We start from the raw sequence: 22,963 nt of genomic DNA, 5'->3' as shown, positions 1-22,963 counted from the left end.
AGTGAGGGTTTTATTTATCCCTTACTCATTTTTTGTTTTAAAATGTATATATAAGGATTTAAGGGGGAGATTTCGTGGCGAAAGAAGCTTTAATTATTGTAGATATGAGTAATGACTTTGTTGCCGAAGATGGTAGTTTAACTGCTGGAAAGCCTGCACAAGAAATTGTTCCATACATTGTAGATTTAGCAAAGAATTTTATTAACCGCTATCAAATTGTCGTTGTGGCGATGGATGCTCACCAAGAAAACGACCCGCATTTCGAGCTGTGGCCTGCACATAATGTCGTTGGTACAAAAGGGCAAGAACTATATGGGGATTTAATGACATGGTATAAAGAGAATGAAGAAAATCCAAATGTGTTGGTGCAACCAAAAGAGAATTACAATGCCTTCTTTAAAACGGGTTTAGCTGAAAAGCTGCGTGAACACGGTGTAGAAAAAGTACACGTTGCCGGTGTATGTACAGACATTTGTAATTACTTAACCATTGCAGGTGCTGATGCGGAAGGATTTAAAACGGTCATCCATAAACGCGGATCCGCTACGTTTACTGATTTAGGGGAGACATTTATTAATCAAATGAAGACGTGTTTCTTTACGGAGGTTATTGAATAATCCTTAGATTATAGTTTGCTGGGTTTGGATAATAGACAGAAGAGCTCAGATAATAGACAAATCCCCGCTGATAATAGACATTTTCTAGCTATTAATAGGCAATGCAGCTTTTAGAACTTTATGGACCTTCCAATCTTTGCTTTTGGAGGTCCTTTTCTATGTACTTCTTATCGTACATATAATAGTGGCATATCCATACTAAACAAGATCATTTAAAAAGAAGGAGTGTGGTGATGCATTTCCCATCAAGCGTAGAGATTATAGAGGTTGGTCCACGGGACGGCCTTCAAAACGAAAAGAAGTTTGTTGCTACAGAAGATAAGAAGGTACTTATTCAGAGATTAGCGGAAAGTGGTTTTCAAAGGATTGAAACTGCCTCTTTTGTTCATCCAAAGATTGTTCCTCAAATGGCGGATGCTTCAGAGATAGTTGATTTTTGCAATGAATTAGGGATTTTCTATATTGCTTTAACACCAAATAAAAAAGCACTAGAGCGTGCTCTTGAAGCAAATGTTAAACAAATCGCTGTTTTCGTTGGTGCATCTAATACCTTTAATGAAAAGAATATTCGCCGAACAATTGATGAGTCATTAGCAGAATGTAAGGAAATGTTTCCAATTGCGAAAGCGAATGGTGTATTTATGCGTGGCTATGTGTCGATGGCATTTAGTTGTCCATACGAGGGGGCAGTCTCTTATGAGCAAGTGAAAAAAGTTGTTTCTTCGTTTGTTGAAAATGGCGCGGATGAACTTTCGATAGGGGATACGAACGGCAGAGCAAATCCGCGAATAGTCTACGATCGACTAACACGGTTAAAAGAAGATTTTCCTGATACAACCTTTGTCGGCCATTTCCATGATACAAGTGGGTTTGCACTTGCAAATATTTTAGCGGCTATTCAAGCGGGTGTTACAAAGTTTGATACTTCTATTGGTGGGCTAGGTGGTTGTCCTTTCTCACCGGGCTCAACTGGGAATGTGGCTACAGAAAAAGTAGTGGAAATGTTACACGCGATGAACATCAATACCGGTATTGCACAAGAACGTCTTGCTGGAATTGCTGAGTTTGCGAAAGGTTTAGTGTAGACGAAGTTGATCGATTACTATAAGAAAAGCATTCCAATGGAGGAATGCTTTTTATGATTTATGGCTGATTTTATTTCAACCGTACATATTTAATCTTCTTTAACAACTATAGAACGCAACTTTTTTTCATGTTGAATGTTCTTACTTGCAAGATAGTCAACTGTTTCTTGTGTTTCTCTAAATTCAACTCTTAAACCATCGAATTTTTTCTCAAGACGTTCGAAACGCTCGTCCATCTTGTTTTCTAGATTTTCTACCCGTGTTTCGAGTTTGTCCATGCGATTTTCCAACCCGGCCATACGATTTTCCAAGCCATCCATACGATTTTCCAACCCGGCCATACGATTTTCCAAGCCATCCATGCGATTTTCCAACCCGGCCATACGATTTTCCAAGCCATCCATGCGACTATCAAATCGCTTTTCTAAAGAATCGAATCTTTCATCAATCTTTTTAGAATGCAGTTCCAACGCACTTAACACTGCGTTTAACTCATGTTGTTCCATGTTTTCACCACTCCTATACTAAATTATCATTAATAATTTTGTGTTTCTCAAAGGAATAATAAAACAAATTAAGAACTTATGTTCCTATCATAATAAAGAATTTCATTTCCGTCAACCTAACTTGAAACCCAAAAATTCCCACTTGCCGTCTCAATGGTCTCATTTTAGAATGAATATAAGAACAGACGTTCGCATATACTTTATGTACGAAAATGATATCGCTTTGGAGGTGATTTAGGATGCACGCAAGTAGCTTAAATGAGTATGAGTTCGAGCTTAATCAAACAGAACTGTTTTCGATATATGGCAATTTACCAAATCGCTCTATTATGTGTATTGATATGCGATGTTTTTATGCAAGTTGTATGGCGATGCTTGAAAATTTAGATCCGATGAAAGTACCCATTGCAGTTGTAGGGAACTTTCAGCAAAAGGGAAGTGTGGTCCTTGCTGCATCGCCACCGATGAAAAAGCGTTTTGGCATTAAAACAGGATCACGGCTTTATGAAATTCCAAAGCACCCTGATATTAAATTGTTTGAACCGAAAATGGAATTTTTCGTTCGAACTTCGATGGAAATTACGAATTTAATAAATCAGTTTGTACCGAAAGAAGCAATTCATGTATATAGTGTCGATGAAAGTTTTGTGGATCTTACGGGCACAGAAAAGCTCTGGGGACCGCCTGAAAAAACAGCTAAATATATTCAAGATTGCATTTTTAATCAATTTCAAATTCCAAGTGCTGTTGGAATGGGGCCAAATATGCTGATGGCCAAATTAGCGCTCGATTTAGAGGCGAAAAAAACAGGATTTACGAAATGGACATATGAAGATGTTCCAAAAAAATTATGGCCAGTTGCTCCGTTATCTGAAATGTGGGGAATTGGTAGAAGAACAGAACGCACGTTGAATAATATGGGCATTTTTAAAGTGGGTGATTTAGCTCATGCAGACTTGCAAATGCTTGAAAAACGATTTGGTATTATGGGCAATCAGCTTTATCACCATGCTTGGGGAATTGATTTATCACCACTAGGTGCACCACCGCTTGTCCAAGGCCAAATTAGTTTTGGAAAAGGGCAAATGCTTATGCGGGATTATCGCAATCGCGATGAGATTTTGACGGTAATTTTGGAAATGTGTGAAGATGTGGCAAGAAGGGCAAGGGAAGCATATCAAGTCGGTAGAACGATTACTCTTGGAATTACTTATAGTAAAGATGCTTTTGGTGGTGGGTTTCATCGTGCGCGAACAATTGATGAGCCAACCAATGATACGATGAAAATTTATAAAGTGTGTGAACAACTATTAGATGAGTTTTATGCAGAGCGGCCAGTTAGGCATATTGACATTAGCCTGACGAAATTAGAATCTGAGCGCTCCATGCAGCTTAGTTTATTTGATCAATCTAGATGGAGAAAACGAAAGCTCGGAGCAACGATGGACAGATTACGTTCAAAGTATGGAACGACATCTGTGTTGCGCGCGGTATCTTACACAGCAGCGGGAACAGCGGTGAAACGAGCACAGTTATTAGGTGGGCATAAAAAATAAAAATCCGATACGGTTGATTGCGTACCGGATTCACATAAAACGTCACGTTATTCTGCTTTTGGATAAAAGCTTTCATCCCACACGTAATATTGGCGCGCTACCTCATCTTTCAACTTGTAGAATGTAAAGTTGACCTGTTGTTCGTACTGGGCACCCATATCATTATTTGTAGCATCAATATGTCGCCAGCCATTTTCTGTCTTGACCAAATTCCAAGCATGGGCGAGATCGTCTTCTTCACCGACTAAATAGCCAACCACATAATGACTTTCAATACCTGCTTTTTCTAACAGCATTTGCATTGCTGTGGCATAAGCTTGGCAAACGCCTTCTCCAAGAACGAAGAAGCCATAAGGGGAATGGGCATATAAATAGTCACTTTCAACGTATTCCATATTTTCTATGACTGCTCGGTGAATAATGGAGATCTTCTCTTCTACGGATTTTCCTTCTAAATCGAGTTTGGCATAGAACTCTTCAAATTTTGGATTAATAGTAGCAAGTTCTACTTTATTTGTTGTAAAGCTAACATCAAAATGTACAAAGATTCCTTCTGGCACATCCTGCGATCCATATTGTAAGTAAAGTACCGTACCAAGAATCATTGGGTCACTGTAATATGCTTCTGCAAGGATTTCTTGCAAACTTGTTAATTCACCTGTGTAAAGAATAGCAAAACGGTGGTCAAAATTTTGCAAAGAAGACCGAATCGTTTCTCGTAAAGAGTCTTCATCGGCAGATTCAAACAGACTACCATATACATCTTTAATATATTTTTTATTATCGTATAGCTCTAAAATGTTCGTTTCCTTAACCTCAGTAAAAGGATAGATAGGGATCTCGGTATAGTCAGCAACTTTATTAAACCAACTATAGTCTGTTGTTGCCACACTGACTGTAACGATTTCTGAATGTGCTTCAGCTTCAGTTGATTTCGGTGGAGTGGTTTTAGGCGTGCAACCAAAAAGAAAAAAGCAAGCTACTATGGTAACGACTATAATTCGCATTCGTACGATTCACCTCTAGGTTCAAATTTATAGACAAAAAATAACCTAAAATATTCCAAAAATATATATCTCCATTTTAACTTAGTCAATAGGTTAAGGGTACCGCTAATTTTAAATTGGTGACGAAATGTAATATAGGGGAGGCAATCAAATGATTCGTGATCGTGGAAATATTAAATGGACGGCGATGATGCTTCCTGAACATGTGAAGCTATTGCGCGATTGGCAAGAACAAGATAAGTACGTAAAAAAGCCAGAGCTTGATGAATGGGCACTCCAAGAGTTAAGTGAGCAAATGCAATTAGCCTATAACCAAAAGAAAGAAGTCGAATTGAAGGTTTGGGAGGAAAAGCAAATTTACAAAGCAACAGGTGTCATCGCCAAATTAAATCCTACAAACGCAACGCTCCATTTAGAAGATGGGCGGACTCTTCCTTTCCAATCCATCTTCGGGATTTCCTTCGTAACAGACTAATAAGTCGAACAACAAACAGTCCTAGACGACACAAATAATTCTTTATAGAAATAAAAAATAGCTTCACCTATAAAACAAATGTAGTACATCTACGAATTTGTCGCATAAGATAGATTGAGTTTTTGAACGTGAAATTTGCCCACATAGGATGCTTTTTCATTCAGTCTCAATCTAGGAGGAAGCCATTTGAAGAGAATATTTGTTACGGGGGCGCTAGGACAAATAGGTTCAGAATTAGTTGATAAGTTACGAAATCTTTATGGGGAAGATAATGTATTATCGACAGATATACGAGAGCCAAATGATATGAGTGGCCCGTTTGAAATACTGGATGTATCTGATGGTAAAAAAATGTATGAGCTTGCCAAACAATTTAACGCCGATACATTCATTCATCTAGCTGCACTATTATCTGCTACTGCAGAAAAAAATCCTTTATTTGCATGGAACTTAAATATGGGAGGACTCATGAATGCGCTTGAAGTATCACGTGAGTTAAATCTACAATTTTTCACTCCAAGTTCCATAGGTGCTTTTGGGCCTACAACACCAAAAGACAACACACCACAAGATACATTGCAAAGACCGACGACAATGTATGGAGTAAATAAAGTCGCCGGGGAATTGTTATGTGATTATTACAATGTTCGTTATGGATTAGATACACGCAGTGTTCGATTTCCAGGCTTAATCTCATATGTGACGCCACCAGGTGGAGGAACTACAGATTACGCGGTGGATATTTACTATAAAGCTATAGAAAATGGTCAATATACCTCTTATATAGCAGAGGGAACGTATATGGATATGATGTATATGCCTGATGCACTTCAAGCAGTTGTTGATTTAATGGAAGCAGACGGTTCAAAACTAAAGCATCGAAATGCATTTAACATATCTGCTATGAGCTTTGAACCTGCACAGATTGCAAGGGAAATCAAAAAGCATATTCCAACATTTGAAATGTCCTACGATGTAGATCCAGTACGACAAAAAATTGCGGATAGCTGGCCAAATTCTATTGATTCATCAGCAGCTATAGAAGAGTGGGGCTTTAAAGCGGAGTATGATTTAGTGAAAATGACAGTAGATATGCTAGAGAAATTAAATCAAAAATTAATAAAAGGCTAGAGAGGGTTCGTCTCTCTAGCCAATTTTTTTACTTTACGGCAGCAACTTTTGAAGCTTTTAATAGGTCCTCAATCGTTGCCCAGTCATCATTTGCTAAGCTATCAACAATTTTACTTCCGACAATAACGCCGTCACAAATAATACCGAAGCTTTTTACATGCTCAGGTGTAGAAATCCCGAAACCAGCTAAAACAGGTGTGTCTGTATAAGATTGAAGCTTTTTAAAATGTTCACCTAATTCATTCGCAAAGCTCTGGCGTGCACCAGTAATCCCATTAACTGTTACGGCATAAATAAAGCCTTCGCTCGCTTTCGTTAATCGCTCAATTCGTTCTGTTGAACTTGCTAATGATACAAGTTGGACAAGTGCAATTCCTTCCGATTTAAACGCAGGGTGGACAATTTCACTTTCCTCTAAAGGCATATCGGGAATGATTACACCACGAATCCCAGCAGCTTTTGCATCACGTGCAAATTCTTCTACACCATAAGCTAAAATTGGATTTAAGTAAGTCATGGCCACGAGTGGAATTGTAATTTGATCTGCAAAGGCATGTAGTGTTTCAACGACTTTTCGTAATGTTGTACCATTTGCTAGTGCACGTTCACCTGCACTCTCAATCGTTGGACCGTCTGCAACGGGATCTGTAAAAGGAATTCCGACTTCAATTGCCGTAACACCAAGTTCTTGTAATTTTAAAATCGTCGGTTGAAGTTTATCTAATCCACCATCACCAGCCATGATGTAAGGGATGAATGCTTTATCACCATTGGAAATGGTTTTTAAAATCGATTCTTTTAATTGACTCATGCTAAGTTACCTCCAAGAGCAGAAGAAATAGTATGCACGTCTTTATCTCCACGTCCAGAAAGACAAATTACTAGAATTTCGTCAGGTGACATTGTTTTTGCTAGTTTAGAAGCATAGGCAATGGCATGAGCACTTTCAAGGGCAGGTAAAATACCTTCTGTACGGCAAAGTAATTTTACACCTTCTAATGCCTCATCATCAGTAATGTTGACATAAGTTGCACGGCCAATATCGTGTAAATGACAATGTTCTGGACCAACGCCAGGATAATCTAATCCTGCAGAAATGGAATGTGCCTCTTGAACAAAGCCGTTTTCATCTTGTAGTAAATACATAAATGCACCGTGTAATACACCCGTTTGGCCACCGTTGATAGCAGCAGCATGTTTACCTGTTTCGATTCCATGTCCTGCAGCTTCTACACCATATAATGCAACACCTTGATCTTCAACAAAAGGATAGAACATTCCGATTGAGTTACTACCGCCTCCGATACATGCAACAACGGCATTTGGAAGGCGATTTTCTATTTCTAATATTTGCCTTCTTGTTTCATCCCCAATGACACGCTGGAAATCGCGAACAATAGTAGGGAAGGGGTGTGGACCCATAGCAGAGCCAAGAATATAGTGGGTATCTTCAATATTTGTAACCCAATGGCGAAGTGCCTCATTTACTGCATCTTTTAATGTTGCTGACCCTTTTTCAACCCCAACTACTTTTGTACCAAGTAGCTCCATACGGAAAACGTTTAAGGCTTGGCGTTTTACATCTTCAGCGCCCATATAAACAAAACATTCTAATCCAAGCAGGGCACATGCAGTAGCAGTGGCAACACCATGTTGACCAGCACCAGTTTCAGCAACGATTTTTTTCTTACCCATACGTTTTGCAAGAAGTGCCTGACCTAAAGCGTTGTTAATTTTGTGTGCTCCTGTATGGTTTAAATCTTCACGTTTCAAATAAATTTTTGCACCGCCAAAAGTGGAAGTTAATCGTTCTGCAAAATAAAGCGGTGTTTCTCGACCAACATAATTTTTTAAATAATAGCTAAGTTCATTTTGAAAATCAGCATCTTCTTTGTACTTGTCATAAGCTTCTTCAAGCTCCTGTAATGCAGTCATTAAAGTTTCAGGAACAAATTGTCCTCCGAATCGGCCAAATCGACCTTTTGTTGCAGTTGTCATATAGATACACTCCTTTTTCCGTTAGCCGCTTCTATAAATTGTTTAATAAGATTAGAATCTTTTGAACCGTTACTTTCTACACCACTTGATACGTCAACGCCCATTGGAGACACTTGTTCAATGGCTTGCTGAATGTTATTACTATTTAAACCACCTGCTAAAATTACACGATCTTTCGAAATGGAAAGTTGATTCAGTAGAGACCAATCAAATACTTGACCACTACCACCAGCAAAATCAGTTCCTGGTGCGTCGAATAAATAGTAATCTACATTGTATTTACTAGCTTTTTCTACATCTTCATAGCTACGGATTGAAAATGCTTTGATGGAAGGGTAGCCTAACTTTTCAATGAAATCTATACTTTCATTCCCGTGATATTGAACGTAATCAAGACCAACTTTTTCAACCGCTTCACGTACTTGTTCTACAGTTGGATTTACAAAAACGCCTACTTTTTTAACATGAGATGGAACGAATTTTGCAAGTTCAGCTGCGTGTTCAATTGAAATTTGACGTTTACTTGGAGCAAACATAAATCCTATGAAACTTGCACCAGCTTCTACTGCCGCCTGAACATGTTCCACTTCTTTTAGTCCACAAATTTTTACTTTAACCATTTACTTCACAACCTTCACTTTTGGAAGGGGAATTTGCAATGATTCAAGTGCGTCTTCTACATTTCCACTTCTCATTAATGATTCACCAACTAAAACCCCACGAGCTCCAACACGTGCTACACGTTCTGCATCTTCACTAGTCCAAATACCACTTTCACTAATAAAAGCAATATCAGGGATTGCATTAATTCTTTCAGCCAATATTTCTGTTTGAGCTAAATCAAGATTAAACGATTTTAAATCACGATTATTAACACCTAAAATTTTCGGGTTAATTGCTAAAGCGCGGTCAAGTTCTTCCTCGTTATGAACTTCAACTAGCACATCGAGCCCTAAATCGGTTGCATAGTCATAGAAAGCTTTTAATTTTTCATCTGAAAGGGCAGCAACAATTAATAAAATAACAGAAGCCCCAGCTGCTTTTGCATAATCAATTTGGACTTCGTGAATAATGAAGTCTTTATTCAAGAGAGGGATATTTACGGTATTTGCAATATCCGCTAGATCTTGGTAAGACCCTTTGAAGAATTTATCTTCAGTTAGAACCGAAATACAAACAGCACCAGCAGATTCATATTTTTTTGCTTGGATGGTTGGATCAGCTCCTTCATTAATTAACCCTTTAGAAGGAGAGGCACGCTTCATTTCAGAAATAACTTGCAGTGTATCCGACTTACGCAGTTCATCATATAAAGAAGGGCGAACTTTTTTTTCAACATCAAACTGAGGTTTATTTGCCAGTAAAGATGGAATTAGAGTTTTTTTGTAATCAATTATTTTTTGCAAGATTGTCATTATACTGCTCGCTCCTTTAAGATTGCTTCGCTAAATTCAATAACAGATTCTAGCTTTGTTAATGCACGACCAGAAAGAATAGTTTCTCGAGCCACTTCAATGCCGTCTTTAACGGAATCAACAGTACCATATGCAAAAAGGCCAAGTGCTGAATTTAATAAAACCGCGTCAAAGTAAGCACTTTGTTTACCTTTTAGTAAATCCTTTAAGATCACAGCATTTTCTTCAGGTGTTCCACCACGTAGGGCAGTTACTGAAACAGGTGCTAAGCCGAGGTCTTCCATTCGAAGTTGAAATGAAGTAACTTCACCATTGTTTAGTAAGGCAAAGGTGTTATCGTTCGAAAGGGAAGCTTCATCCATGCCTTGTGTTCCGGAAACTACGATGGCACGTTTACGACCTAGAATCTTTAAAACTTCTGCATATTCCAAAACGAATTCAGGACGGTTAATACCAACAATTTGTGTTTGTAAGTTAACAGGGTTTGTTAAAGGACCTGTCATATTAAATATGGTAGGTTTGCCAATTGCACGTCTCACTTCACCGATCCGTTTTAATTTTGGATGAACATTCGGTGCGTATAGAAATACAATGCCTTCCTTTTTCAATAGATCAACAGAATCGTTAATCGTAAAATCAGTATCAATTCCTAATGCCTGAAGAATATCGGAACTTCCTGACTCACTTGAAATTTTACGATTTCCATGTTTTGTAACAGTCACACCAGCTGCAGCGAGTACAAATGCAGAAGTTGTACTGATGTTAAACGTTTTTAAGCCATCTCCACCTGTACCACAGTTATCAATATACGTGCCTTCTGGAACAGGAACTTGGATTGCATTAGATTTCATAACGGTTGCAAGGGCAGCAATTTCTTGTGAAGTTTCGCCCTTTTTACTTAATGCAACAAGAAAATCGGCAATGTCATCTTTTGGTGTTTCTTCATTAAATACAAATTCTACAGCTTGAACCATTTCTTCATATGATAGGTTTACACCTTTACGAACATAATTTGTGAATTTTTGAATTCCCATATTTTTTATCCTCCTTAAGTTTTTAGGGAGAATTAGATGAAAAATAAAAAAGCCCTCTACAAAAGGAAAACCCTTTTGTAGAGGACGATTTATACCGCGTTGCCACCTCTGTTGAAGTAATTTAGTTACTTCCACCTTGGCGTGTTTATTTAGTAGGTTAAATAAACACTTCCTTATAACGTAGGAAAAACGTCAGCGACTATCGCCAGCTGCTCTCATAAGACCCATTCACGAAAGGTATGCACTAGTTCCCACCAACCACTAGCTCTCTAAACCATACGATTTTCGTTACTATTCTTATTCATCAATTTTACTCGGCTATTCTCATCTAAACTCAACTAATCTAAGCTCTGCTCTAACGGTGGTCACGCTACCGTGGCCTTTCTCCGTATCCGAACAATAAGTTAACTAGTATTGTAGTATTAATATTATTTTTTGTCAATGTTTTCTGAAAAATCGAGGAGATATAAAAAAACGATAGGACTGATCCTATCGGTTGAAACGATTAAATTAAATCTTTAAAATTCAAACGTTTATTTAAAAGGTACATAATCGGTGCACCCACAGCTAATACGACAAATTCACCAACTGCACAAGTAAACCATGTCCAGAAGAACAATGACCACGGAATCTCAAATGCTAAGTGTAACTCAAATGTAATGATAAACATTGTAAATGTAAATAACAATGAGTTGATTATTAAGCGAGCCCAAACATTTTTAACAAACTTACAAATAATAATGAAGATTGTAAGTGTGATAATAGAATGTGCCACACCAAACACTAAATCGTACATGCCAAGTGGTGAGAATAAATTTGCAATAAATACACCAATGACAACACCAGGCATAAAGCTAGGACTAAATGCAACTAGGTGGTTAAACATTTCGGAAACACGGAACTGAATTTCCGTAAATCCAAACGGGGCAACAAGTAGGGTAACCGCAACATAAAGAGCTGCAATAATACCAGTCGTTGCAATAAATTTTACTTTCATATTCATTTCTCCTTAGTTTTTTTTCGTGGGATGGTTTCGAACCACGGTGCACGTGACCAAACGATGTGTTTTTAAACGAACTCAAGTCGTGTTGAGTTGGTATGATTCTTGCTGCAATAAGATAAACGCACAATTCAGTATATTAACATAAAAGGAGAAATAGGTCAAAGTGATTAGATTAAAAGTAAATATCTTGCATTATTATGCTGTAAAAAAAGTATGAATTATTTAAATTATTTTAAAATAATTATTAACGAATAAAAACATGATAATTCAGCGCTTTAAAGCGATAAATTAATATACTAGATAATGTAATTGGATTGTTATTAACATCATGGGGGTTTTATCCTTATTGACTAGCAAACTTTGTGGTTGTAATATAGCCATAACACTCACTAGTTTAGAATTTTCCGAAATTAATATTATTATCTAAGAACGTGAGGAAGAAAAAAATACGGGGGAACACGAAATGAAAAAATTGTCATTTTTATTATTCGGACTCCTATTACTTTTGGCTGCTTGTGGTAGTGGTGGAAGTAATGGATCGACTAACGAACCAACAGATAATTCAAACGGTTCTAATACAGGAGAAACAACTGAAGAAACAAAAACTTATAAAATCGGTACTACACAAATTGTTGAGCACCCATCATTAGATGCTGCTACTCAAGGATTTAAAGATGCGATTACAGATTCTGGTTTAAAAGTAGAGTTTGTAGATAACAATGCGCAAAACGACCAAAGTATGAATGTTACAATCGCACAAGACTTAGTAAGTCAAAACGTTGATTTAATTTTCGCTAACTCAACACCATCAGCACAAGCTGCAAAAAATGCTACAGCTGATATTCCAATCGTATTTACATCAGTAACAGATCCTGTTATTGCTGAATTAGTTAGTTCTATGGAAGCTCCTGGAGGAAATGTTACAGGTACTGTAGATTTACACCCTGAAACAATTGCTAAAACAGTAGACTTCATCGTAAATGAATTAGGTATTAAAAAAGTTGGTACAGTTTATAACACTGGTGAACAAAACTCAGTAGTTCAAGTTGAACAAGTGAAAGCATTATTAGAAGAACAAGGTGGCCAATTAGTAGAAGCAGCTGTTACAACTTCTGCGGAAGTAAAACAAGCAACTGAATCATTATTAGGCCAAGTAGATGCATTTTATATCATTACTGACAATACAGTAGTATCTGCACTTGCTTCAGTAGTAGATGTTGCAAATTCAAATAAACTCCCATTAATCGTAGGTGAATTAGATTCTGTTGCTGGTGGCGGTTTAGCTGCATTCGGATTCTCATATTACGATATCGGTTACGAAGCTGGTGAAATGGCAGTGAAAATTTTAAAAGGTGAAGCAAAACCATCTGAAATTCCAGCTGCATACCCAGGAAACTTAAAATTAGTAGTTAATAAATCAACTGCTGACACAATCGGTGTTGAAATTAAAGATTCATGGAACGCTGAATTAGTTGAATAATAAATCGATTTTTTTTAGCTTTGTGACTTTATTGATGTGAAGTGACAAAGCAAGATTTAAAACAACACAACTTAGATTAGCCTATTATTTGTTTTAAATAAGGAGATGATTCTAAATGTTTTTAGCAATCTTTGGTTCAGTCGAGCAAGGAATCATCTATGCAATAATGGCACTCGGAGTGTATTTAACATTCCGAGTGTTAGATTTTCCAGATTTAACGGTTGACGGAAGCTTTGTAACGGGAGCAGCAACAGCAGCGATGATGATTGTATTAGGATATCACCCGATTCTAGCTACTTTAACAGCGATCGTTGCTGGATTTATTGCTGGATGTATGACTGGTCTTTTACACACAAAAGGGAAAATCAACCCGTTATTATCGGGAATTTTAATGATGATCGCATTGTATTCTATCAATCTTCGAATTATGGGGTTATCTGCAGAAAATGCAATTGTAAAACCAAATATCCAATTACCAAGTAATGATACAATTTTTACACAGTTCCAAGGTTTTTGGAGTTCATTAGGAATTGATGAAGCATTATCTGGTTTTGTGTTGTCTCTAGGTGCAGATGGAGCACCTAAAACTTGGGGAAACATATTAATTGTTCTTATCATTACGTTGATCATCAAGGTGATCGCTGATTGGTTCTTGAAAACAGAAGTTGGGTTATCAATCCGTGCAACAGGTGACAACAAACGAATGATTCGAAGTTTTTCAGCTAATACGGATACATTAATCATTCTAGGGCTTGGTCTTTCCAACGCATTAGTTGCATTTTCTGGAGCATTAATCGCTCAATATTCGAAATTCTCCGATGTAAATATGGGGATCGGAATGATCGTAATCGGTCTTGCTTCAGTTATTATTGGTGAAGCAATCTTCGGTACAAAAACAATCTTCCGTGCTACATTAGCAGTTGTTTTTGGTGCAATCATTTATCGTATTATCTACGCATTAGCATTACGTGTACCTTGGTTAGACTCGTCTGACATGAAGTTAATCACTGCAATTATCGTTATTTTAGCTCTAGTTATTCCTCAATTAATTAGTAAACAACGTGAGAAAAAACGTAAAGAAAAACGCCGTATTGAGCGTTTAGCACAACAACGTGAACTTGCGGCGCAGGGAGGGAATGACCTTGCTTAAACTTGAAGGGATTAACAAAATCTTTAATGAAGGTACTTCAGATGAAAAAGTAGCTTTAAACAATATCAATTTACATTTGGCACCTGGTGATTTCGTTACTGTTATTGGTAGTAACGGTGCAGGGAAATCCACAATGCTTAATATGATTTCGGGTGCTTTATCACCAGACTTCGGTGCCATTACAATTGATGGTAAAGAAGTTACAAAATTACCTGAATTTAAACGTTCACAATTAATTGGCCGTGTGTTCCAAGATCCAATGGCTGGAACGGCACCAACAATGACAATTGAAGAAAACCTAGCGATTGCATACTCTCGTAATAAAAAAAGAAGTTTACGATTTGGTGTTAATCGTGAACGTAAAGATTTATTCCGAACATCACTAGAAAAACTTCATATGAATCTAGAAAATCGTCTAAATGCAAAAGTTGGATTGTTGTCAGGTGGAGAACGCCAAGCGTTATCTTTATTAATGGCGACATTTACACAACCTTCAATTCTATTATTAGATGAACACACAGCAGCACTTGACCCGTCTCGTGCAGAACTAATTACGAACATAACAAAACAGCTTGTTGAAGAAAACAACTTAACAACATTAATGGTAACCCACAACATGCAACAAGCAATTGACCTTGGAAACCGCCTCATCATGATGGATAAAGGTCAAATCATTCTAGAAATCAATGAAGACAAAAAACCAAACCTAACCATCCCAGACCTAATGGCCGAATTCGAACGCATCCGCGGCGAAAAAATGGCTTCTGATAAGGCGTTGTTGGGGAATTAGGTGAGGTACAGGAATCTACTCTAATTTAGAGTAGATTCTTTTTTTTCTAAAATATACGAAATTTATATTTTGCGCATGGCCAATTGATGTTGAAGTTATAGATATTTTGGATGATATGAGTAGAAACCTATATGTTCAAATTTAGTTTTTGAATGAAATAAGTGTAGCAAATTTAGATTTTCTGAATTCGATATTTTTAATTCTATTGATTAATATTTCAATGGGAGGGATGAGAATGATCGTGTTAGAAAGAAGTGTACCTTATAATTTAGTAGTACTTGATGCTTTATTAAGAAGAGTAAATCTAATAGATTCAGAATTTGAGTATTATATGGATTTATATACAAATTTGAAAGTTGGACTTGAAGGCGAATTATTGGTTGATCAAGAATGGGAAGAGTTAGAGATTCCTATAGAGTATGCTTTATTTCACAATTATGAAGCGGTAAATGGATTTGGAAAATCGCATCAAATTGATACTCTTTTCTTAAGTAAATATTTTATCTGGTTGCTTGAAATAAAAAATATCTCAGGAATATTGAATATCGAGGATGCTAAAAGCCAATTTATTCGAACAAAATTTGATGGTTCATCTGATAGTTATTCAAATCCAGTTGAACAAATTGAGAGGCATGCTAGGTTCATTCGTCGTACTATAAGGAATTGGGGAATAAATATACCAGTGGAAACAGCAATTATTATTGTAAAAGATTCCACAATAATTGGTGAAGTACCGAAAACTGTTTCAATTTTTCATAGGAGTGGTATGCAATCGAAACTAAATGAACTATTTCGGAAATATCCGAACTCATATTTATCGGATCATAATTTTAAAGTTATTCAAAAGAAATTAATGGAGATGTACAAGAGGAAAATATGGAGACCAAAAATAAAAACTGAAAATATTAAGAAAGGAGTTATATGTAATAACTGTGGAAAGATAATGAAATATATATATGGAGCGTTTGTTTGTCCTATATGTAATAAGAAAAGTAAAGATGATATTTTGAAAGCTTTAATTGATTATAGATATTTAATAAATGAATGGATTACAAATAGAGAATTGCGAACGTTTCTTGGAATTGACTCAAGATACTCAGTTGCTAGGTTAATAAAAAGTTTTAACTTTGAATTTGTAGGAGACTTAAAAAGTAGAAAATACAAAATTCCTGATATTGGATACGCTAAAACGTATTATTTCAATTTATCTTAGTGAATTATGCTGCTGTAATCCGCATGTAAATGGGATGAAAGCTGCTCCTAACGAGGAAGTGGCACATAACTTGCGGGAACCCGCACATAAACGGGTTCAACCCGCACATAACGAATGAAAAGTCGCACATAAATGGCCGAAAGTCGCACATAAAAAAGAAGTCGCACATAACTTGCGGGAACCCGCACATAAATGGGTTCAACCCGCACATAACGAATGAAAAGTCGCACATAAATGGCCGAAAGTCGCACATAAAAGGAAGTCGCACATAACTTGCGGGAACCCGCACATAAATGGGTTCAACCCGCACATAACGAATGAAAAGTCGCACATAAAAAGAAGACTTACGCCAGTAAAAACCCAAACAAAACCCCGCACCTCCCCAAATGGAAAGTGCGGGGCCACCCCTAACCCCTAAACCAGCAACCCAAACAGCTGACTATCTTTATTCACTTCTGTAAATTCAAATCCGTTGATTCGCATACGGTCGATTAAGCCTTGGTAATCGTCGGGTTTGCTTACTTCGATCCCTACTAGAGCAGGGCCGCTTTCTTTATTGTTTTTCTTTGTATATTCAAATGTTGTAATATCATCATTTGGTCCTAGAACGACAGTTAAGAATTGACGTAGTGCGCCTGCACGTTGTGGGAAGTTCACGATGAAATAGTGTAATAAACCTTCATATAATAGGGATTTCTCTTTTATTTCTGCCATGCGCGCGATATCGTTGTTTCCACCAGTAATAATGACAACAGCAGTTTTACCTTTAATTTTATCGGCGTAAAGATCTAGTGCCGCAACAGGAAGTGCTCCAGATGGTTCTGCAACAATCGCGTGTTTGTTGTACAAATCAAGAAGGGTAGTACTTGCTTTGCCTTCAGGAACGACAACGATATCATCTAAGTATTGTTTGCAAATTTCATATGTTTGAGAGCCTACCATTTGAACAGCAGTGCCATCACAGAATTTATCGATCTTCGGAAGTTGAATAGGGCCATTGTTTTCAAGAGCGGCTTTCATACTTGCAGCACCAACTGGTTCTACACCAATTACTTGGCTGTTTGGTGAAATACTTTTCACATAAGCTGCAACCCCAGACATTAGACCACCACCACCGATGCCTCCAAAAATAAAGTCTAGTGGTTCTTCAATATCGTTTAATACTTCAACTGCAACAGTGCCCTGACCAGCAACGATATCTAAATCGTCAAATGGGTGAATAAAGATCATTTCATGCTCAGCACAGTATTCTTGCGCAGCGGCAGCAGAATCATCAAATGTATCGCCCGATAATATAATTTCAACTTGGTCACGGCCAAACATGCGAACTTGGTTTACCTTTTGTTTCGGTGTAGTAAGCGGCATGAAAATCGTACCCTTAATCCCTAAATGAGCACATGCATAGGCAACACCTTGAGCATGATTACCTGCACTAGCACAAACCACACCACTTTCACGAGCTTCAGTTTCTATTTTTTTAATTTTATAATAAGCGCCACGTATTTTGAATGAACGAACAGATTGTAGATCTTCACGCTTAATGTATATGTTGGCACCGTATTTTTCTGATAAGTAATCATTTTTTTGAAGAGGAGTATGTACTACTACATCTTTCAAGAGATGATATGCTTTTAAAACATTCTCAACTGCAAAACTTTTTGTACCCGCAACTTCCATGGTTTTAATACCTCCGATAAATATTAGAACATTAAGTAATTTTAACACAAAACCGCATAGTTTTTTCAAAATTATCGTAATTCAAAATAAAAAAGAAATTGTTAACGCTATCATGTGGCAAATTATTAAAATCCTCCACTCAAAAGGAATATTTCGCAAAATAATAAGAGCCAGCTTATTAAAAAGCTAGCTCTTTCATTTATTAGAATAGTATATGTGCAATCGCTGCAACGATTGGAATCGAAATAATTGTACGGATTAAGAAGATCATAAATAATCTCCAAATATTTAATGGAAGTTTAGTTCCTAAGATTAATCCACCAACTTCAGACATGTAGATTAATTGTGTAACAGATACAGTAGCAATGAAGAAACGTGTCATTTCAGATTCAATGCCTGCGCCTAAAACTGAAGGTAATAACATATCAGCAAACCCAACGATCATTGTTTGAGCTGCTGCACCCGCTTCAGGAATTTGAAGTAGTGCTAAGATTGGTTCAAACGGAAGACCTAAAATTTTGAAGACACTTGTGTATTCTGCAAGTACTAAAGCAATTGTACCAAACGCCATAATGATTGGCGTAATAGCAAACCACATTTCAAGAACGTTTTTAAAACCAGAACCAATAACCTGTCCTAGGTTTTTATTGCTTTCAGCTTTTTCTAAAGCATTTTTTAAACCGAAAGAAAATACGTTAAATCCTTCTGGAACATCTTCACTTTTTTTGTCAGGTTCAGTCCCATCGATATTTGTATCGGCAATACGGCTTAATGGGAAAACACGTGGCATAATAACAGCCAAAACAATACTTACAAAAATAACAGTAAGGTAAAATTGTACAAAGTAATTACTCATATCAATTGTTTCAAGAACAACGAAACAGAAAGTAATTGAAACAACCGAGAAAGTCGTAGCGATTGTAGCAGCTTCACGTGCTGTATAATTGCGCTCTTCGTATTGTCTATTTGTTAATAAAACCCCGATTGTACCATCTCCAACAAATGATGCTAGACAGTCAATTGCTGCACGTCCGGGAATTAAAAATAGTGGACGCATAATTTTTACCATCATTGACCCAAAGAATTCAAGTAATCCAAAGTCAGTTAGTAATGGTAAAAGTAAGCCGGCAAATAAGAATAGTGAGAACATCATCGTAACTAATCCGCCGTCCGGAGTTAAAAGTAATCCTGAAGTATAATCACTTGTAAATGCTTCTGGACCAATTTGGAATAAATACATCGCTGCAAAAATAACAGCTAGTATACGCATAGTTGTCCAGAACCAGTGAACGCGGAATAATGAATCCATTAAAGTACGTTCGTTTTTTGCTGGAATGAAGTGCATAATAATTGATCCAATAGCTGCAATGATAAATACAATAAATGCAAACCAATGAATAAATGAAACGACGTTTGCAGATAAAGTGTTTGCTAATATCGCAATAGGTACTTTAAGTCCTTCACCTAAATCAATAGGTGTAATGAATAGAAAAATACCTACTACAGATAAAACTATAAATAAAAACCATGTATATGGTGTGAATTTTGTAGTCATGTTCTTTCCCTCTTCTGATGTAATAAGTTGCATTGAATATTTATACACTATATAGGCTGAATATTCATTTGTCTATATATGAATAAAAAGTAATTTAATTCTGAAATTTCAAACTTAAAATGGTAGGAAAATGATGTTAGAAATTTGTAAGTGGGTGAATTTCTTTTTGTAGGATAGGTTGAGTGGAAAAGTTCATAAAAATACTGCAATGAAAAGAAAAAGGGTAGAAATATTGACTATTTCTACCCATTAAATCTGTTATTCATCATCAAAAGAATATAAATAGTAAGATTCTACATTAAACCAACTATCAAGCTTTTCGTTGCCTTCTTCAGCACGATGGCTAGTTTCTTGCATCATCCAAGCAGTTTGTGAATTGTGGGCACGTAATGCTGCTTCTTTATCATTTCTTACACTACTTACATCATGCACAATAGGTGGTACCCCTAGTTTTACCATTGTATTGTTCGCAAATGCGGCTGCATAAATACGAGGTCTTGTAGATTTCTCCATTCGACGTACAGCTTCTACAACAGCACGAGCAGTTGCTTCATGATCTGGATGTACTGCAAATCCAGGATAGAAAGTAATGATTAATGATGGGTTCAACTCATCAATTAAATCAGTAACGAGTTTAACCATCTTCTCATCATCTTCAAATTCAACTGTCTTGTCTCGTAATCCCATCATACGAAGATCTTCGATTCCCATCGCTTCACATGCAGCGATTAGTTCTTTACGGCGTATTTCAGGAAGTGATTCTCGGGTAGCAAAAGGTGGGTTTCCAAGGTTACGTCCCATTTCACCCAATGTTAAACATGCATATGTAACGGGTACTCCCATATTTCGATAAAGTCGAATCGTTCCAGCTGAAGAGAAAGCTTCGTCATCCGGATGAGGGAAAACGACTAATACATGACGTTCAGGTTGTAATGTCATTCAATCATCACTCCTTAATAAGAAAATGGTGTTTCACTAATTTCTAGTGCAACAGCAAGTTTCCCAGAATAGTCTAATCCAGCCATCAATAAACGGCCTTGTTCATCCAGTTCGAAATGTGTAATCCCTTGAGCATAAACCCAACCATGTTCCATCTTTAAACCGACGCGGTGAGGGGCATCATCCACTACTTTTCCTAATTCGTAGCGAATCTTCACATTGCGAATAAACGCCCCTGAGTTAAATACTTTTTCATCAAAATGCGAGGCATAAGCACCATTCGTTGTCTCTAAATGAATATAGACGTCCTTATTCGCAAAAGAATTAAGCAATTCTTGGAGCTCGTTCACGTTAACTTCCTTCATCTTAATTCTCCTTTCCACATCTATGTAGTTAATAGTATAGTAAAAATTGCAAATTAATGAAATTAAAATGCAAAAAGCGCGTTCGAAAAGTTTTCGATACGCATCTATAAAAATATATTCATTAATGGATAGAATTTATGAATAATTGAGACTAGTAATCAAAACGCCATCACCATAACACCTTGAAATTCAACACTGAATCAAGTACCGTGAATATGAGGTGTTACTTATGAAAAAAGTATTCAATAATGATTGGCAAGAAATACTTGCTGAAGAATTTGAGAAACCATATTACCAACAACTAAGAAAATGGGTTGCAGAAGAATACAGGATAGCCACAGTTTATCCACAAATTGACGATGTTATGAATGCTTTTTATACAGTATCATATAAAGATGTAAAAGTAGTGATATTAGGGCAAGACCCATATCATGGACCGGGACAAGCTCACGGTATGAGTTTTTCGGTGAGAAAAGGTGTTCCACATCCTCCAAGTCTTCGTAATATTTTTCAAGAATTACATAACGATTTAGGATGTCCGATTCCAAAAGACGGTTATTTATTAAAGTGGGCAGAGCAAGGTGTATTCCTACTAAACACGGTCTTAACTGTTCGTAAAGGTGAAGCAAATTCACATAAAGGAATTGGTTGGGAACAGTTCACAGATGCCGTTATAGAAAATTTGGCTCAAAGACAGGATCCCATTATCTTTGTGTTATGGGGAAGACCAGCTCAATCAAAGCAATCGATTATTAAAAAAGTAGGTCCACATCATATGATTCTACAATCGCCTCATCCGAGCCCATTAAGTGCTCATAGAGGATTTTTTGGTAGTAAACCATTTTCAAAAATAAATAATCAACTAAAACATTGGGGAATCGAGCCAATCAATTGGTGTCTCGATTCATAAATTCAATCCCAAAACAAGTTTGATTTCTCCAACTCTCAGTTCAAATAGAGTATGATAGAAAGTAAGTGAATCATTTTGAAGATTAACTGTTTTCAATGTCAATATTTTAAAGTTACTTGGGATCCAGCGAATCCACGCGGCTGTGCCGCCTATGGATTTAAAACGAAAAAGATTCCTTCATTAGTCGTAAAACAATCCTCAGGGATGGATTGTATGCAGTATGTACCAAAAAAGCAGGAGGAAAAACGATGATATCCTTTCAAACGCTATTACTGGAGATTGAAAAACATACAAATATAGCAAAAAATACTGTCGATGAACAACAAATTCGAGAGCAAATTATTGCGATTCGTACCCTTTGTGAAGTAGCGTTAGCTGAAAAACAATCTAACATTAATATGACAAAACATTCATATCAAGAAACACACAACGCTCAAAGTGTACAATTAAATACGAAGATGTCTATGTCATCAGAACGATTAATAGAAGACGGGGCAAACGGAAACTCCATTTTCGATTTTTAATAATAACGTTCAATTTATCGAACACAAAATGGAAACTAATAAAAGAAATAGAGGGAATTAAGATGAAGGGTTCAATTATTTCAGGTGGTATTCATGGACTTCTTGCCGTGGCACTTGGAGCCTTTGGTGCACATGCATTAAAAGAAGTACTTGATGATTATAGTACAGGTATTTGGGACACTGCTGTTCAATATCAAATGTTTCATGCGACTGCAATATTAATTATTGGAGTATTAATGAGTACTAAGTTAATAGGTAATATCGCAACATTAAGATGGGCCGCAATTCTAATGAACCTAGGAATTTTATTCTTTGCGGGGAGTTTATATGTTCTTGCATTATCAGGAATAAAAGTACTTGGAGCTATTACTCCAATAGGTGGCGTGCTATTTATTTCTGGATGGGTTTTAGTAATTATTTCAGCTTTAAAACATGCAAAATAGTAAGAATATAGAAGAGGTTGTTCAGAAGTCATGAGATCTTCCGGACAGCTTCTTCTTTTTTCTTTTGAAACTTCGATTAATGATTATGCC

General features: G+C 36.8%; 25 protein-coding genes, 1 riboswitch and 1 other annotated feature. Of the genes, 13 read left to right on the top strand and 12 right to left on the bottom strand.

Going from position 1 to position 22,963, the window contains the following annotated elements; genetic code table 11:
* The first annotated feature begins 74 nt into the window (after positions 1–74).
* A complete protein-coding gene (locus tag ACOQFO_RS15295; protein ID WP_421690539.1) occupies positions 75–617 on the top strand; it encodes a cysteine hydrolase family protein in 543 nt (180 codons plus the stop codon).
* Positions 618–850: 233 nt separating this feature from the next.
* Entirely contained in the window at positions 851–1,702 is an 852-nt protein-coding gene (locus tag ACOQFO_RS15290) for a hydroxymethylglutaryl-CoA lyase (protein WP_421690538.1), read from the top strand.
* 89 nt (positions 1,703–1,791) lie between these two features.
* On the opposite strand, the gene ACOQFO_RS15285 is transcribed toward ACOQFO_RS15290, so the two are convergent.
* On the bottom strand, positions 1,792–2,208 hold the full coding sequence (locus ACOQFO_RS15285; RefSeq protein ID WP_421690537.1) for a coiled-coil domain-containing protein: 417 nt from the start codon (positions 2,206–2,208) through the stop codon (positions 1,792–1,794).
* Positions 2,209–2,537: 329 nt separating this feature from the next.
* Here ACOQFO_RS15285 and ACOQFO_RS15280 point away from each other — a divergent pair, with 329 nt between their 5' ends.
* Entirely contained in the window at positions 2,538–3,764 is a 1,227-nt protein-coding gene (locus tag ACOQFO_RS15280) for a DNA polymerase thumb domain-containing protein (RefSeq protein ID WP_421690550.1), read from the top strand.
* Positions 3,765–3,811: 47 nt separating this feature from the next.
* Here the strand turns inward: ACOQFO_RS15280 and ACOQFO_RS15275 are convergent, their stop codons facing one another.
* Positions 3,812–4,771: a transglutaminase domain-containing protein gene (locus ACOQFO_RS15275; RefSeq protein ID WP_421690536.1), complete on the bottom strand. Its 960-nt coding sequence runs from the start codon at positions 4,769–4,771 to the stop codon at positions 3,812–3,814.
* A gap of 151 nt (positions 4,772–4,922) precedes the next feature.
* Between ACOQFO_RS15275 and ACOQFO_RS15270 the strand changes: the two genes are divergently transcribed.
* Positions 4,923–5,246: a YolD-like family protein gene (locus ACOQFO_RS15270; protein WP_421690535.1), complete on the top strand. Its 324-nt coding sequence runs from the start codon at positions 4,923–4,925 to the stop codon at positions 5,244–5,246.
* 186 nt (positions 5,247–5,432) lie between these two features.
* Positions 5,433–6,377 carry an L-threonine 3-dehydrogenase gene (locus tag ACOQFO_RS15265; protein ID WP_421690534.1) on the top strand — a complete coding sequence of 315 codons (945 nt, stop codon included), beginning with the start codon at positions 5,433–5,435 and terminating at the stop codon, positions 6,375–6,377.
* A 28-nt stretch (positions 6,378–6,405) separates the two neighbouring features.
* On the opposite strand, the gene trpA is transcribed toward ACOQFO_RS15265, so the two are convergent.
* From trpA to ACOQFO_RS15235, 6 genes are all read right to left on the bottom strand, one after another.
* On the bottom strand, positions 6,406–7,188 hold the full coding sequence (gene trpA / locus ACOQFO_RS15260; protein ID WP_421690533.1) for a tryptophan synthase subunit alpha: 783 nt from the start codon (positions 7,186–7,188) through the stop codon (positions 6,406–6,408).
* Positions 7,185–8,375, bottom strand: coding sequence for a tryptophan synthase subunit beta (trpB, locus tag ACOQFO_RS15255; protein ID WP_421690532.1), 1,191 nt, complete (start codon positions 8,373–8,375; stop codon positions 7,185–7,187). Before trpB ends, trpA begins: the two co-directional genes overlap by 4 nt.
* The gene (locus ACOQFO_RS15250) at positions 8,372–8,995 is read right to left on the bottom strand and encodes a phosphoribosylanthranilate isomerase (RefSeq protein ID WP_421690531.1); all 624 of its coding nucleotides are present in this window, start codon (positions 8,993–8,995) and stop codon (positions 8,372–8,374) included. The genes trpB and ACOQFO_RS15250 overlap by 4 nt, the downstream gene beginning before the upstream one ends.
* Positions 8,996–9,790, bottom strand: a complete 795-nt coding sequence (gene trpC / locus ACOQFO_RS15245; RefSeq protein ID WP_421690530.1) for an indole-3-glycerol phosphate synthase TrpC — start codon at positions 9,788–9,790, stop codon at positions 8,996–8,998.
* Complete coding sequence (gene trpD / locus ACOQFO_RS15240) at positions 9,790–10,824, bottom strand: anthranilate phosphoribosyltransferase (RefSeq protein WP_421690529.1); 1,035 nt, start codon at positions 10,822–10,824, stop codon at positions 9,790–9,792. Before trpD ends, trpC begins: the two co-directional genes overlap by 1 nt.
* A gap of 77 nt (positions 10,825–10,901) precedes the next feature.
* Positions 10,902–11,138: a binding site (T-box leader), on the bottom strand.
* A 191-nt stretch (positions 11,139–11,329) separates the two neighbouring features.
* Complete coding sequence (locus ACOQFO_RS15235) at positions 11,330–11,821, bottom strand: QueT transporter family protein (protein WP_421690528.1); 492 nt, start codon at positions 11,819–11,821, stop codon at positions 11,330–11,332.
* A 6-nt stretch (positions 11,822–11,827) separates the two neighbouring features.
* A riboswitch (PreQ1 riboswitch) is annotated at positions 11,828–11,872 on the bottom strand.
* Positions 11,873–12,290: 418 nt separating this feature from the next.
* Between ACOQFO_RS15235 and ACOQFO_RS15230 the strand changes: the two genes are divergently transcribed.
* From ACOQFO_RS15230 to ACOQFO_RS15215, 4 genes are all read left to right on the top strand, one after another.
* Entirely contained in the window at positions 12,291–13,307 is a 1,017-nt protein-coding gene (locus tag ACOQFO_RS15230) for an ABC transporter substrate-binding protein (RefSeq protein ID WP_421690527.1), read from the top strand.
* A gap of 115 nt (positions 13,308–13,422) precedes the next feature.
* A complete protein-coding gene (locus ACOQFO_RS15225) occupies positions 13,423–14,457 on the top strand; it encodes an ABC transporter permease (RefSeq protein ID WP_421690526.1) in 1,035 nt (344 codons plus the stop codon).
* A complete protein-coding gene (locus ACOQFO_RS15220; RefSeq protein ID WP_421690525.1) occupies positions 14,450–15,247 on the top strand; it encodes an ABC transporter ATP-binding protein in 798 nt (265 codons plus the stop codon). The genes ACOQFO_RS15225 and ACOQFO_RS15220 overlap by 8 nt, the downstream gene beginning before the upstream one ends.
* Before the next feature lie 235 nt (positions 15,248–15,482).
* Positions 15,483–16,460, top strand: a complete 978-nt coding sequence (locus ACOQFO_RS15215; RefSeq protein ID WP_421690524.1) for a nuclease-related domain-containing protein — start codon at positions 15,483–15,485, stop codon at positions 16,458–16,460.
* A 414-nt stretch (positions 16,461–16,874) separates the two neighbouring features.
* On the opposite strand, the gene ilvA is transcribed toward ACOQFO_RS15215, so the two are convergent.
* From ilvA to ACOQFO_RS15195, 4 genes are all read right to left on the bottom strand, one after another.
* Positions 16,875–18,137 carry a threonine ammonia-lyase IlvA gene (ilvA, locus tag ACOQFO_RS15210; RefSeq protein ID WP_421690523.1) on the bottom strand — a complete coding sequence of 421 codons (1,263 nt, stop codon included), beginning with the start codon at positions 18,135–18,137 and terminating at the stop codon, positions 16,875–16,877.
* Positions 18,138–18,339: 202 nt separating this feature from the next.
* Entirely contained in the window at positions 18,340–19,692 is a 1,353-nt protein-coding gene (locus tag ACOQFO_RS15205; RefSeq protein ID WP_421690522.1) for a YjiH family protein, read from the bottom strand.
* Positions 19,693–19,950: 258 nt separating this feature from the next.
* A complete protein-coding gene (gene bshB2 / locus ACOQFO_RS15200; protein WP_421690521.1) occupies positions 19,951–20,631 on the bottom strand; it encodes a bacillithiol biosynthesis deacetylase BshB2 in 681 nt (226 codons plus the stop codon).
* A gap of 14 nt (positions 20,632–20,645) precedes the next feature.
* Positions 20,646–20,996, bottom strand: a complete 351-nt coding sequence (locus ACOQFO_RS15195) for a YojF family protein (protein ID WP_421690519.1) — start codon at positions 20,994–20,996, stop codon at positions 20,646–20,648.
* Between the two features lie 229 nt (positions 20,997–21,225).
* Here ACOQFO_RS15195 and ACOQFO_RS15190 point away from each other — a divergent pair, with 229 nt between their 5' ends.
* From ACOQFO_RS15190 to ACOQFO_RS15175, 4 genes are all read left to right on the top strand, one after another.
* Positions 21,226–21,906 carry a uracil-DNA glycosylase gene (locus tag ACOQFO_RS15190; protein WP_421690518.1) on the top strand — a complete coding sequence of 227 codons (681 nt, stop codon included), beginning with the start codon at positions 21,226–21,228 and terminating at the stop codon, positions 21,904–21,906.
* A 75-nt stretch (positions 21,907–21,981) separates the two neighbouring features.
* Complete coding sequence (locus ACOQFO_RS15185) at positions 21,982–22,158, top strand: uracil-DNA glycosylase (protein WP_421690517.1); 177 nt, start codon at positions 21,982–21,984, stop codon at positions 22,156–22,158.
* Complete coding sequence (locus tag ACOQFO_RS15180; protein WP_421690516.1) at positions 22,155–22,430, top strand: YwdI family protein; 276 nt, start codon at positions 22,155–22,157, stop codon at positions 22,428–22,430. The genes ACOQFO_RS15185 and ACOQFO_RS15180 overlap by 4 nt, the downstream gene beginning before the upstream one ends.
* Positions 22,431–22,492: 62 nt before the next feature.
* Positions 22,493–22,873, top strand: a complete 381-nt coding sequence (locus ACOQFO_RS15175) for a DUF423 domain-containing protein (protein ID WP_421690515.1) — start codon at positions 22,493–22,495, stop codon at positions 22,871–22,873.
* Positions 22,874–22,963: the final 90 nt, after the last annotated feature.

It is taken from the genome of Ureibacillus sp. MALMAid1270 (assembly GCF_049202975.1).
Taxonomy (GTDB): domain Bacteria; phylum Bacillota; class Bacilli; order Bacillales_A; family Planococcaceae; genus Ureibacillus.
The sequence above is the reverse complement of the archived record's forward strand: the minus strand, read 5'-3'. Positions and strand labels throughout refer to the sequence as shown.

What these genes read in the sequence shown, in the direction of transcription:
- trpB (WP_421690532.1), bottom strand. Translation starts at nt 8,375, where the DNA reads ATGACAACTGCAACAAAAGGTCGATTTGGCCGATTCGGAGGACAATTT.
- trpC (WP_421690530.1), bottom strand. Translation starts at nt 9,790, where the DNA reads ATGACAATCTTGCAAAAAATAATTGATTACAAAAAAACTCTAATTCCA.
- ACOQFO_RS15270 (WP_421690535.1), top strand. Translation starts at nt 4,923, where the DNA reads ATGATTCGTGATCGTGGAAATATTAAATGGACGGCGATGATGCTTCCT.
- ACOQFO_RS15250 (WP_421690531.1), bottom strand. Translation starts at nt 8,995, where the DNA reads ATGGTTAAAGTAAAAATTTGTGGACTAAAAGAAGTGGAACATGTTCAG.
- ACOQFO_RS15275 (WP_421690536.1), bottom strand. Translation starts at nt 4,771, where the DNA reads ATGCGAATTATAGTCGTTACCATAGTAGCTTGCTTTTTTCTTTTTGGT.
- ACOQFO_RS15180 (WP_421690516.1), top strand. Translation starts at nt 22,155, where the DNA reads ATGATATCCTTTCAAACGCTATTACTGGAGATTGAAAAACATACAAAT.
- ACOQFO_RS15175 (WP_421690515.1), top strand. Translation starts at nt 22,493, where the DNA reads ATGAAGGGTTCAATTATTTCAGGTGGTATTCATGGACTTCTTGCCGTG.
- trpA (WP_421690533.1), bottom strand. Translation starts at nt 7,188, where the DNA reads ATGAGTCAATTAAAAGAATCGATTTTAAAAACCATTTCCAATGGTGAT.
- ACOQFO_RS15205 (WP_421690522.1), bottom strand. Translation starts at nt 19,692, where the DNA reads ATGACTACAAAATTCACACCATATACATGGTTTTTATTTATAGTTTTA.
- ACOQFO_RS15195 (WP_421690519.1), bottom strand. Translation starts at nt 20,996, where the DNA reads ATGAAGGAAGTTAACGTGAACGAGCTCCAAGAATTGCTTAATTCTTTT.
- ACOQFO_RS15285 (WP_421690537.1), bottom strand. Translation starts at nt 2,208, where the DNA reads ATGGAACAACATGAGTTAAACGCAGTGTTAAGTGCGTTGGAACTGCAT.
- ACOQFO_RS15190 (WP_421690518.1), top strand. Translation starts at nt 21,226, where the DNA reads ATGAAAAAAGTATTCAATAATGATTGGCAAGAAATACTTGCTGAAGAA.
- ACOQFO_RS15230 (WP_421690527.1), top strand. Translation starts at nt 12,291, where the DNA reads ATGAAAAAATTGTCATTTTTATTATTCGGACTCCTATTACTTTTGGCT.
- ACOQFO_RS15290 (WP_421690538.1), top strand. Translation starts at nt 851, where the DNA reads ATGCATTTCCCATCAAGCGTAGAGATTATAGAGGTTGGTCCACGGGAC.
- ACOQFO_RS15280 (WP_421690550.1), top strand. Translation starts at nt 2,538, where the DNA reads ATGTGTATTGATATGCGATGTTTTTATGCAAGTTGTATGGCGATGCTT.
- ilvA (WP_421690523.1), bottom strand. Translation starts at nt 18,137, where the DNA reads ATGGAAGTTGCGGGTACAAAAAGTTTTGCAGTTGAGAATGTTTTAAAA.
- ACOQFO_RS15235 (WP_421690528.1), bottom strand. Translation starts at nt 11,821, where the DNA reads ATGAAAGTAAAATTTATTGCAACGACTGGTATTATTGCAGCTCTTTAT.
- trpD (WP_421690529.1), bottom strand. Translation starts at nt 10,824, where the DNA reads ATGGGAATTCAAAAATTCACAAATTATGTTCGTAAAGGTGTAAACCTA.
- ACOQFO_RS15215 (WP_421690524.1), top strand. Translation starts at nt 15,483, where the DNA reads ATGATCGTGTTAGAAAGAAGTGTACCTTATAATTTAGTAGTACTTGAT.
- ACOQFO_RS15225 (WP_421690526.1), top strand. Translation starts at nt 13,423, where the DNA reads ATGTTTTTAGCAATCTTTGGTTCAGTCGAGCAAGGAATCATCTATGCA.
- bshB2 (WP_421690521.1), bottom strand. Translation starts at nt 20,631, where the DNA reads ATGACATTACAACCTGAACGTCATGTATTAGTCGTTTTCCCTCATCCG.